The following is a 13482-nucleotide window of genomic DNA, read 5'->3' on the forward strand; positions in this document are numbered from 1 at the left end:
GCTCATGTACGTAACAACGCACCATCCAACCGGGGGAACAGGCCCCGAGAAGCAGGAGGGATGTCATTGAAAGCCTTATTTGAGAAGGAAAAAAATTACTGGAGTCATAAACTGGAATCTGAGGATCATATCAGCTGCCTACCATACACCAACCATGTGTCCAGAAGTACAACTGTAACGAGTTTAAATTCCCATACGTACACGCTCACATTTCCAACTGAAATTTCTCAAAGAATATCATCTATAACTGGTGGCGCTCCATGGGCCGTGTTTATGGTCCTGCTTGCTGGAGTAGAGAGCTTATTGCATAAATACACAGGTGAGGAACGTGTGCTGCTGGGCATTCCGGTAGCCAAGTCTAGCAACGGTGCTACAAAGCCGATCAACCATCTGCTTTTATTGAAAAATACGCTGGATTCCAGCACAACCTTCAAAGCCTTGCTGTCTCAAATCAAAACCTCTGTCGGCGAAGCTATTGAACATCAAAACATTCCTTTTTGGAACTATTCCGAATTACTTGACATTCAACGTCATGAGGATGGAAAGCCTCTTATTCACACCACAGTATCCTTGCAAAATATTCATGTATCTGAATTTTTGAATCACGTACAATCCGAACTACATTTCCAGTTTCAATGGGAAAATGAAGCGGTCTCCCTGAACGTAAAGTATAGTAGCGACCGTTATAGCGAGATGACGATTGAGCACTTTGTTGAGCAGCTTCTGCGGCTGTACACTATTGTTTTGCAGCAGCCAGAGTTGGCGATTTCCACAGCACAAGTACTGTCAGAGCAAGAAGTAGAGCAGCTGGTTCATACCTTCAACGATACAAATGTGGATTATCCACGTCATGCGTCTATTCATGAATTGTTCGAGAAACAGGCGAAGCAGGCACCACAGCAGGTGGCGGTAGTGTGTGGGCAAGATAGCCTAACCTATGCAGAATTGAATGAAAAGGCCAACCGACTGGCTCATTCTTTATGTAAGCAGGGAATCCGCACCGAGCAGACGGTCGGCATTGTAGCTGAACGCTCGATTGAGATGATTGTCGGTATGCTCGGAATTCTCAAAGCAGGTGGAGCGTATGTACCCATTGATTCTGATTACCCGGATGAGCGTGTACGCTATTTGCTGAAGGATTCCGGTGCGGACATACTGCTCGTGCAGCGAATGGAACATCGGCCCACTGATTTTAAGGGAATGGTGCTCCACCTTAGCGATGCTGCAATTTATGGAACGGATGATGCTAATCGTTACGATCCAATTTTGCCGAATGATCACGGGACGAATACTGATCCGGGATACGTGGACTGCCTAGATCCTTTCTACTCCATTTCCGCCAGTCCCGAACTTGCTTCTACGACAACCATACAACCAGAAACCATGCAACCAAAAGCTACGCAATCAGAACAAGCAGAACAAATACAGCAGGCTTATGCAGCTGGAGAACAACCGAAGGCGAGCGCAGCTGGTCGCTTGGCCTATATTATGTACACCTCAGGGACTACAGGCCAGCCCAAAGGGGTTATGGTGGAGCACCGTAATGTCGTGCGTTTGGTGACAAACACAAATTATGCACGCTTGAATGCCGACACGCGCATTTTGCAGACCGGGTCTGTTGTCTTTGACGCGTCGACCTTCGAAATTTGGGGTGCGCTATTGAACGGTGGACAGCTGGTGCTGGTGAGTCAGGATATTATTTTGGACGCACCCAAGCTCAAGGAAGTTGTCCGCAATCACGGCATTACCACGATGTGGCTGACCGCACCACTCTTTAATCAGCTATCCCAGCAGGACTTGGAACTATTTGAGGGGATGCGGGAGCTGTTGGTTGGTGGTGATGTGCTGTCCGTACCGCATATTAACCGGGTATTGGAGGCCCATCCGAATCTACATATCATTAACGGCTATGGTCCGACGGAAAATACGACCTTTTCCACCACACATGCCATTACCGGCGTTCAATCGGCATCTGTGCCCATTGGCAGCCCAATCCATAACTCGACGGCATATGTCGTGGACGGTTCGATGCAGCTCCAGCCTGTTGGAGCGTGGGGAGAACTGATCGTCGGCGGTGACGGGGTGGCCCGCGGATACCGCAACCGCCCAGACCTGACGACCGAAAAGTTTATTGACAGCCCATTCCGTGGCGGCGAACGCTGCTATCGTACAGGGGACCTGGTGCGTTGGAATGCGGACGGGACGCTGGAATATAAGGGACGGATCGACGCGCAGGTAAAAATCCGGGGCTACCGGATCGAGCTGGGCGAGGTGGAAGCACAGCTGTTGAAGCTGGAGGCAGTCCGAGAAGCTGTTGTAATTGCACATGAAGATGAACAGGGGCAAAAGCTGCTCTGCGCATATGTGGTCACCCATGCGGAAGTAGCGACAAGTGAGCTGCGTAGCGCTTTGAGTCAGGAGCTGCCGGGCTACATGGTACCGTCGTATTTTATGCAGCTGGAGCAGTTGCCACTGACGCCCAACGGCAAGGTGGATCGCCGAGCGTTGCCACAGCCAGAGGGAGGTGTAAGCTCAGGCGCAGAATATGTACCTCCTCAAAATCAATTACAAGCACAACTGGCTAGCATCTGGAAAGATGTGCTGGAGCTTGAGCGCATTGGGATTAAGGATAACTTTTTTGAGGCAGGAGGACATTCCCTGCGGGCGACACATGTCATATCACTCATCTATAAGGAATTGCATAAAAATGTGCAGCTAAAGGATCTGTTTCAGCATCCGACAATCGAACAGCTGGCGCAGGTTATTGAAGCACTGGAGCAAACCACTTATGAATCCATCCCTGTTACGGAGAATAAGCCATTTTATGCGGTCTCATCGGCTCAAAAACGGATGTATATCCTCAATCAGCTTGATGGAGCGGGAATTAGCTATAACATACCTGGTGCCCTGACTCTGACCGGTTCACTTGATCACAAGGCACTGGATAACGCGTTCCGTCAGCTTATTGAACGCCATGAAACATTGCGCACAAGTTTTGAGACCATGAACGGTGAACCTGTCCAGCGAGTACATGACGAGGTTCCTTTTCGCATGGAATTGACCTATGCTCACGGAGCTGCCCCAAAGGAAACGGATGAGCTGGTACGTAACTTTGTTCAGCCGTTCGATCTGGAGCAGGCTCCGTTATTCCGAGTTGGTTTGATTGAAACAGACCCAGAGCATCATATTTTGCTCATGGATATGCATCATATCATTTCGGACGGTACCTCTATAAATGTACTGATTCAGGACTTCATTCGTTTATATACAGGCGACACGCTGCCATCGCTGCGCATTCAGTATAAAGACTACGCCGCTTGGCAACAGAAGCAGCAGCAAAGTGAACACTACCGGGAACAGGAAAACTACTGGCTCAATACCTTCGCAGGAGAGCTACCTGTGCTAGATCTACCGACTGATTATCCACGCCCGGCGGTGAGAAGCTTTGAAGGAGATGTGCTGGAATTTACGCTTGACCAACGACAAAGCGAAGGCTTAAAAAGCATTGCGGTGCAGACGGAATCGACATTATATATGGTGCTGTTGGCTGCCTATTCGGCTTTGCTTAGCCACTATAGTGGGCAGGAGGATATTATTGTCGGTTCGCCAATTGCAGGGCGGCCCCATGCGGATCTTGGCAGTCTGATCGGGATGTTCGTGAATACACTGGCAATCCGTAATTATCCAGAAGGCGGGAAAACGTTCCGCGATTATGTGTTGGAGGTCAAGGATAACGCGTTAAAGGCTTTTGAACATCAGGATTATCCGTTTGAAGAGCTGGTGGAGAAGCTGGGCGTGGATCGAGATTTAAGCCGTAATCCGTTATTTGATACCATGTTTGCACTGCAAAACCTAGAGCAAAAAGAGCAGCAGCTGGCAGGGCTGCAATTGGCATCCTATCCAAGTGAACAAACGACGGCCAAATTTGATTTGAGTCTGTTCGCAGTGGAGGATGGAGAACAAATTTCCTGTGCTCTTCAATACGGAACTCGGCTGTACAAACGGGAAACCATTGAACGACTGACTGAACATTTGCAGCAGCTTATCAATGCGGTTATAGAACAGCCGGATATCGTTCTTTCGGCTATTGAAATGGTTTCGGCCCAAGAAAAAGAGCTGCTTGTGCAGAGATTCAATGATACGGTAGCAGACTATCCGTATCCACGAGATCAAGCACTGCATGTGCTGTTCGAGGAACAGGTAGCGCAATCACCAGATCGGCTGGCCGTCACCTTTGCGGACACGAAGCTTACCTACCGCGAGCTGAATGAACGTGCCGACCGTCTGGCACACATACTCGCTTCCCATGGGATACGGCGCGGGTCCAAGCCAGAGACACAGCGAGTAGGGATTATGGCTGAACGCTCCATTGAAATGGTCGTCGGTATGCTGGCAATTTTGAAGGTCGGAGGGGCTTACGTTCCCATTGATCCCGATTATCCTGAGGAGCGTATCCGTTATTTACTGGAGGATTCCAGTGCGGGGCTGTTACTGTTACAGCGACGTGAACAGATGCCTTTTGAACCCGGCATTCCGGTCATCGATTTGAGTGATGAACAACGATGGAATAGCAAATCTGAAGGTGACGCTCATACGGATGGAACAATTGCGATGACAACAGGGGGATCTTCCTCAGATCTTGCGTATGTGATTTACACCTCTGGCACGACAGGCAAGCCGAAGGGCGTGATGATTGAGCACCGTAATGTCGTGCGACTAGTGAAAAACAAAAGCTATGCCATGCTTGATGAAAATACACGTATGCTGCAATTGGGCGCAGTTGTGTTCGATGCCTCCACTTTTGAAATCTGGGGAACGCTGCTGAACGGGGGACAACTGTATGTGGTAAGTCATGACACTATTCTGGATGCCTCCAAGCTCAAGCAGGCGATTGACAAGTATCGTGTTAACACGATGTTCATGACCACGGCTTTATTCAATCAGTATTCGCAGCAAGAAATCGGAGTGTTTGCGTCCTTGAAGGAGTTGCTCGTGGGTGGTGATGTGTTGTCTGTACCACACGTCAATCGTGTGATGAAGGAGTACCCGCAGCTTCGCCTGGCCAATATTTATGGGCCGACGGAGAACACCACCTTTTCCACCATCTATGATATTACAGAACCGCAAACCCAGGCTATTCCCATTGGACGTCCAATTGATCACTCGACCGCTTATGTGGTCAATCGTTCGTTGAAGCTGCAACCTATCGGAGCCTGGGGAGAGCTGATCGTCGGTGGCGACGGTGTTGGGCGAGGATATCTGAATCGGCCCGAGCTTACAGCGGAAAAATTTATTGAAAGTCCATTCCGGTCTGGAGAATATTGCTATCGTACAGGGGACTTAGTGCGTTGGCGTGCTGATGGTGTACTGGAGTACAAGGGAAGAATGGATGAACAGGTCAAAATTCGCGGCTACCGCATTGAACTGGGTGAAATTGAGACCCGTTTGTCCACGATTCCAGGTGTGAAGGAATCGGTTGTTACCGTGCGGCAGGACGATAACGGACAAAAACAGCTGTGTGCCTATTTTGCAACAGACAGTGAATTGAGCGCCAGCGACTTACGTAACATTTTGTCGCAGGATCTGCCTGGCTATATGGTGCCGTCCTACTTTGTGCAGCTCTCCAGACTGCCTTTGACGCTGAATGGCAAAGTAGACCGCAGGACACTGCCTGCACCTGAGCACAATCTCGATACAGGTATGGATTATGTGGCACCCGAGACGGATGTTCAACAAGCACTGGCTACGGCTTGGGGAGCCATTCTTGGTATCCCGAAAGTCGGAATACAGGATAACTTTTTCCATTTGGGTGGTGATTCCATCAAGGCCATCCAAGTATCGTCCCGCTTGTTTCAGGCTGGATACAAGCTGGAAATGAAGGACTTGTTCAAATACCCGACAATTGCGGGACTAAGCACATATATTCAGCCTGTTAACCGAATAGCCGAGCAGGGCGAGGTTACAGGAAATGTAGTGCTTACACCGATTCAGCGCTGGTTTTTTGAACAGCCAACGGGAGAACCACACTACTTTAACCAATCTGTCATGCTCTATCGTCAGGAAGGCTATGACGAACAGGCACTACGGCGGGCGCTCCATCAGATTACATCGCACCATGATGCATTGCGTATGGTTTTTAGTTTGTCGGAGAACGGATGTACAGCATGGAACCGCAGTGTAGAGGAAGGCGAACCGTACCATCTGGAGTGCTTTGACTATAATGACAGCGATGTAAACAAGCAAGATTTGGCGAAGATAATTGAAGCGAAATGCAATGAAATTCAATCTGGTATTTCCCTAAGCGAAGGTCCGTTGATGAGACTGGGGCTGTTCCGTTGCCCGGATGGAGATCATCTGCTGGTCGTGATTCATCATTTGGCGGTGGACGGGGTATCCTGGCGCATTTTATTCGAGGATTTGGCGACTGCCTATGATCAAGCCTCCAAGGGTGAACAGGTGATTCAGCTGCCTCATAAAACAGATTCGTTCCAAACGTGGGCCGAGCAGCTGCACGCTTATGCCAACAGTCCAGCTATGGAACGTGAGCGAGCGTATTGGGGGAAACTTGCACAAGCGGAACGGGCTCCTTTGCCGCAGGATTACGGGCATAACGAGCACGAAAAGCCATTGATTGGCGATAGTGAGTCGGTTACTGCTTTGTGGACACATGCAGAGACAGACCAGCTGCTCAAGCAGGCCAATCGTGCCTACCGTACAGAAATTAATGACCTGTTGTTGACGGCGGTAGGAATGGCATTGCAAGCATGGAGCGGACATGAGCGTTTCCTGATTAATCTGGAGGGACATGGACGTGAAGCCATTTTACCAGAGGTGGACATTACCCGAACGATAGGATGGTTTACAAGCCAATATCCTGTTTTGCTCGATATGCCGGAAGAATTGGCACTTTCGCAACGGATTAAGCGTGTGAAGGAAGGATTGCGCGGTATCCCGCAAAAAGGAATTGGCTACGGTGTACTGAAATATTTAGCTGACCGTCAGACACAGGCACCGGAGGCATCTCCAGCCATATTTACGACAGATCCCGAAATCAGCTTTAACTATTTGGGACAGTTCGATCAGGATATGAAAGGGAACGACTTGCAATCATCCTCATATGAGGGTGGGATGCCGCTGAGCCCGACCATGGCTCGAACGTATACACTGGATTTTGGCGGCATCATTTCGGGAGGCCAACTGGGTCTGACAATTAGTTATAGCCGTACCAGCTATAGACCGGAGACGATCGAGCGATTGGCGAAATTACTGGAATCGAGCCTGCGTGAAATTTTGGCGCATTGCATCCATAAAGAACACCCGGAGCTTACCCCAAGTGACATTTCCTATAAAGGAATGAGTGTGGAAGGCTTGGACAGCCTCTTATCTGAAATGGGTGCTGCGGGTGAGATCGACAATGTATATGCACTGACCCCAATGCAGAAAGGGATGCTGTTTCACAGCCAGCTAGATAGTCAAGCAGCCGCGAATGACGCGTATTTTGAGCAGGTTTCTTATGATATGCGAGGTCAGATGGACATTCGGGCTTTTGCAGAAAGCCTGAATATTCTGGTTCGGCGACATGAGGCGCTGCGTACACATTTTTATTTTGGCAGGGATACGGAACCGTTGCAGGTGGTGTATCGAAATCGGGATTGCGGCTTTCAATATGAAGATTTACACCATCTAGATGAGGATGCAAAAGGTACCTGGGTGAAAAATTTCAAGCTACAAGATAAAGCACGGGGCTTTGATCTGCGTCGGGATGTCTTGCTGCGTGTAGCGATTTTACGTACCGGAGAAGACAGCTATCATTTTGTATGGAGCTTTCATCATATCGTCATGGACGGCTGGTGTCTGTCCCTTATAAATAAAGAAGTCTTTGAAAGCTATGCAGCACTTCAGGAGGGCAGAGTACCAGAGCTGGCACCGGCAGTGCCGTACAGCCGCTTTATTGAATGGCTGGAAGCACAGGATCGCAAGGCGGCAACCGACTACTGGAGCAGCTATTTATCCGGGTATGAGCAGCAAACAGCATTACCAGCTGTAAAATCCGGTCGCAAGAGTGAAGGCAACACGGCTAGTGATTGGGTGACGGTTTTGGAACGTGATTTGACCCTCCGGGTGGAGGAGACGGCTAAGCGATATCAAGTGACCATGAATACGTTATTACAAACCGCATGGGGGATTGTGCTGCAAAAATATAACAACCACAGTGATGTCGTATTTGGCAGTGTCGTCTCAGGTCGTCCATCAGATATTATCGGGGTAGAGGATATTATCGGCTTGTTCATTAATACCATTCCCGTTCGCATTCTTAGTGAGGCAGGGGAATCTTTTGCAGAAGTTATGAAGAAAACGCAGGAGCATGCGCTGGCTTCTCATGCATATGATACGTATCCACTGTTTGAGATCCAGGCATTGACCGACCAGAAACAGGATTTAATTAACCATATTATGGTGTTTGAAAATTATCCAGTAGATGAGCAGGTCGAGGAACTGGGAAGTGACGGGCAGGATACATTCCCGATTTCCAACGTGGTGGCTGCAGAGCAGACTAACTATGATCTGAGCTTAGTCGTTATGCCTGGAGAATGCATCAAGATTCGTTTTATGTATAACGCGTTAAGTTATGAACAAACAGGCATTGAGCGTCTGCATGGACATTTTGTGAACCTGTTGGAGCAAGTTTTGCTTAACCCGAATGTTTGCGTAGAAGAGCTGGAACTGGTTACAGCGGCGGAAAAACAACAAATTACAGGAGAGTTTAATGACACTGCCTCTGCATATCCAAGCAATCACACGATCCAAAAACTGTTTGAGGAGCAGGCAGAGCGCACGCCGGATCATATTGCCGTAGCTTTGGGTCATCAATCATTGACCTATCGGGAACTCAATGAGATGGCCAACCGTTTAGCGCATACGCTGCGTGATGCAGGAGTGAAATCCGATGAACCTGTGGGTATTTTGACGGAGCGCTCACTGGATATGATTACGGGAACACTCGCTATTTTGAAGGCTGGTGGCGCGTATGTGCCGGTAGACCCTCAATATCCGGAGGACCGTATCCGTTATATGCTGGAGGACTCGGGAGCTAAGCTGCTGCTGGCTCAGCAGGATTTACTAGATCGTTGCTATTTTGACGGACAGATTGTCAATCTGAATGAGGATACGTCCTACAGTGCAGATGCTTCCAATCTGGGTATAGATGGAGCGGGTAATCATGCTGCTTATGTCATTTATACCTCAGGTTCAACAGGTAAGCCTAAGGGTGTCGTTGTTGAGCATCAAAGTGTCGTGCGCCTTGTCCGCAATACGGATTATGTGCCATTTGATGAATCGACCCGAATGCTGCAGACTTGCGCGTTTGTATTTGATGTATCTACGTTTGAAATTTGGGGCGCGCTGCTGAACGGCGGTCAGCTTGTTCTTGTGCATAAGGATGATCTACTGGACGCGGCCAAGCTTAAAGAGACGATACGGGATCATCGCGTCACCATGATGTGGCTGACCACTCCGTTATTTAATCAGCTTTCACAGCAGGATAGTAAACTTTTCGGCGATGTGAAGTATTTGCTGGTTGGTGGTGATGTTTTGTCTGCACCCCATATTAACCGGGTCCTGCGCGATAATCCGGACATCAACATCATTAACGGCTATGGGCCAACGGAAAATACAACCTTTTCGACGACGTATCACATTACGGAAGAACAGCTGGATTCTGTGCCGATCGGACGCCCCATCCGTAATTCGACGGCGTATGTTGTGGATTCGTCATTTAACCTGCAACCGGTTGGAGCTTGGGGTGAGCTGGTTGTCGGCGGAGACGGAGTTGCACGTGGTTATCTGAACCGCTCTGAGCTTACGGCTGAGAGATTTCTTGCTAACCCGTGGGTGGACGGAGATCGTCTGTACTGTACGGGAGACCTTGTTCGCTGGCGTGAAGACGGCATACTGGAATACGCTGGACGGATTGATCAACAGGTTAAAATTCGCGGTTACCGGATTGAGCTGGGCGAGGTGGAGGCGCGGCTGGCAAGTGTACCGTCCGTGCGGGATAGCGTTGTTATCGCTTTGCGGGATGGATCGGGTCAGCAGCAATTATGTGCTTACTTCACTGCCGATGAACAGCTGACCATCCGTGAGATTCGAGCTGCGATGTCGGCCAGTCTGCCGAGTTATATGATTCCATCCGCATTTGTACAGCTGGATCGGTTTCCGCTGACGACAAACGGCAAAATCGACCGCAAAGCTTTACCTGTGCCGGACAAAGGGCTGCACACGGGTATAGAATATGTCGCACCGCGAACCGATGTGGAACAGTTGCTGGCAGCCATTTGGCAGGAAGTACTTGAAATTCCACAAGTGGGTATCCACGATGACTTTTTCACGTTGGGTGGACATTCCTTGAAAGTACTGGAGCTAATACGCAAAGTTCACCTTGCTACAGATATTGAGCTTCCCATCCGTAGTGTTCTGGACTTCCCGACTATAGAAGCGCAGGCGCTCACATTGTTGAAAGCCGATCTAGAATACAAGGCCGATAGTCCAATCATTCGGTTGAATGAACACGGTCCGATCTCCATCTTCTGCTTTCCTCCTATGCTTGGATACGGGCTGTCGTTCGCGGAGCTTGCGAAACAACTGGATCAGGACGCAGTCGTGTATGGGTTGGAGTTCGTGGATGATGCTGCGGATGAGCAGGCAATGCTGGCACGTTACGTTGATTTGATCGTCAACACGCAAGCGCAAGGTCCGTATGTGCTGCTTGGTTATTCCATAGGTGGTAATCTGGCGCATAAGGTTGCTGACACACTGGAACGTCAAGGTCATACTGTATCCGATATTTTTATGCTCGATTCGGTCAAAAGGGCGGAAGCCCTGCCCTTCACAGTTGAAGAAACAGAACATGAAATTCATGACATGCTGGAACAGGTTCCCGACTCCTACCGTGAGCTGTTGAATGAAACGTACCAACGTAAAATGATCGCTTACGCGGTATATGGCAACCAGCTTGTGAATACAGAGAGCGTTCAGGCGAATATTCACGGCTTTGTCGCCGTTGGATCGGAAACGGTCAAGGGTACAGGAGATAATCGACTTTTATGGAAAGACGTTACACGAGGTAGCTATGAAGAGCATAGCTTGATTGGCAATCATTATGAACTGCTGGAACCCGGATTTATCGAGGAAAATGTAAAAAGTATCCGTGCCACCATACAAAAGATAACTCGGAACACGGACAAAGACATGACACAAGACTTGGCACATCATAAATCTTGAAAATCTACGGTCGATGATGTAACGAACTGAATCACTGATTTTTAATCTGTAACACATGAATCCTGATCGACAGGTAAGAAGCCTTATGCTTACGCGACTCGATCAGGATTCGCTTTATTATGTGCACTCCCGCGATGGGAAGTGCGATGATTCCATAGCGCCATGCTGATGGCCTCCATATGGAGTATAAATATCTGCTCGCTATGCAATCACCGCACGGTTCAAATCATTAAATCAACTTCATACGTAAGGATGGTACTTCAATATGAAGAATAAAGGCATTTGCTACCTATCCGCTTTTTTAGCAGCGTTATTTCTCTCGAACCTGCTCATTGCTTCGGCATGGGCAACAGACAGCATAACACCTGATTCATTGGAAAAAACAGTGGACAATATCATGAGTACAGAATTGGAAAAATTGCATATTCCGGGGGCTGCAGTCGTCGTGACTCAGGAAAACCAAATCCTTTTTAGTAAAGGTTATGGATATGCAGATCTGGAGCGGAAAGCGGCATTCGATCCAGCAAAGACCATTGTTCGTGTCGGCTCTCTAACCAAATCATTTAGTGCAAGCGCCACGATGCAGCTGGTTGAGCAAAACAAGCTTGATTTGAATGAAGACGTGAACAGCTATCTCCACAGCTATAAAGTTACGCAATACCAAAACCAGCCTTTCAATTTGCATCAGCTTTTGACACATACCTCGGGATTGGATGAAGCGCTGTACAACATTAACAGCTCGACTCGGGCAGGCGTTTTGCCCACAGAGCAGTATCTCAGCACGTATTTTCAAAATCAGCCTCCCATCCGCAAACCTGGAATTCAGTATGATTACAGCAATGTCGCCTACGGTCTGATCGGTAATATCGTGGAGCAAGTAAGCGGTCAGGGCCTGAATGATTATCTCCGTACACATCTGTTCCAGCCGATGAATATGCCCAGCGCGACACTGGAATTGCCGTTAAATCATCCTGCAATGGCCCAGTCGTATCAGTGGAAGGATGGAGCGTATTTGAAACAGCCTTTGTCGTATATCAATCTGCCGGGAGCAGGAGCGTTGAATGTCACACCCAACGAGTTTTCCCATTATCTGATCACTCATTTAAACGAAGGCAAGTATGAGGGCAAAGTGGTGCTCCAGCCACATACGGTAAAAGTGATGCATGCGCAGCAATTTGCAGTCGATGCACGCCTGGATGGCGTGGGCTACGGATTTTTTCGTGGTCATTTGGAGACGGGAGTACCTATGCTGTGGGCTACCGGGGAAATTGATGATTTTATTTCTGAAATGGTATTGATTCCGTCTCAAAAGATCGGTATTTTTGTGATCATTAATTCAGCTGACACGGACACCCTGCTTCATGGAAAAGTCATCAATGCGATAGCCCAAATGCTGCCCTCAGAGCCGCAGGCCGTTTCGCAGTCACTAGCTCGCTCTTCCACACAAGTGAAACTTTCGCCAGAGATCGAGGGCGTATATCAGGTGGATTCTAATCCTGTTCATGGTTGGGGAAAATGGATTCGGATACTGGGAAGCATTACATACACCGTGCGAATTCAAAATGATCATACGTTAATTGTTAGAGGAAAACACCCAAATGAGAATGAAGCAACAGACAAAGTGTTTCAAGCAGCAGGTGGTGGATTGTTTGTGGAAAAGGGGGGCCAGCTTAAAATTTTGCTGTATCAGGAAAACGGTACTTGGATGATGGTTGCCCCAGATAGTAAGACCATGAAGCAGACGACACTTTGGCACCGTACCTGGACTCTGCTTGTCAGCTACGCTGCCGCCTCCTTATTTTTTATCACAACTTTGCTGATTTGGATCGTAAGATATGTGATCAGAGATATCCGTAAAACGAATAATCACATTTCATCCAACCTTGCATTCATTGCGTCACTAAATTCGATTTTTCTCGGGGTACAGGTCATCTATGGTAACAATCAGATAGTGTATGGCTATTCCGCCTGGTATATCTGGGGAATTTGCACGTTACCGCTCATTTCAGCTCTCATTGCTGTATGGGTATTGATCGTGAATGGCGCAAAGCTGATTACAGGGGAAAGGAGACCCCGGGCTGCTGGGAAAATCCTATTTGCGGTACTCACATTGCTGCATACGGTGTATCTCTTTTATTGGAATTTACTTCCTATTCATTATTCCTAAAGATTTACAAAACAATGCATATTCGAACATAAATG

2 protein-coding genes are annotated in these 13482 nt (G+C 48.4%); both read left to right on the top strand.

Annotation, left to right across the window (positions count from 1 at the left end):
- Positions 1 to 66: 66 nt before the first annotated feature.
- Positions 67 to 11280 (top strand): non-ribosomal peptide synthetase, encoded by an 11214-nt coding sequence (locus tag KAI37_RS11480; protein WP_220031291.1) that lies wholly within the window; start codon positions 67 to 69, stop codon positions 11278 to 11280.
- A 265-nt stretch (positions 11281 to 11545) separates the two neighbouring features.
- Positions 11546 to 13447 carry a serine hydrolase domain-containing protein gene (locus tag KAI37_RS11485; protein ID WP_220031292.1) on the top strand — a complete coding sequence of 634 codons (1902 nt, stop codon included), beginning with the start codon at positions 11546 to 11548 and terminating at the stop codon, positions 13445 to 13447.
- Positions 13448 to 13482: the final 35 nt, after the last annotated feature.

It is taken from the genome of Paenibacillus sp. S25, from assembly GCF_019454085.1.
GTDB lineage: Bacteria > Bacillota > Bacilli > Paenibacillales > Paenibacillaceae > Paenibacillus > Paenibacillus polymyxa_B.

What these genes read in the sequence shown, in the direction of transcription:
- KAI37_RS11485 (WP_220031292.1), top strand. Translation starts at nt 11,546, where the DNA reads ATGAAGAATAAAGGCATTTGCTACCTATCCGCTTTTTTAGCAGCGTTA.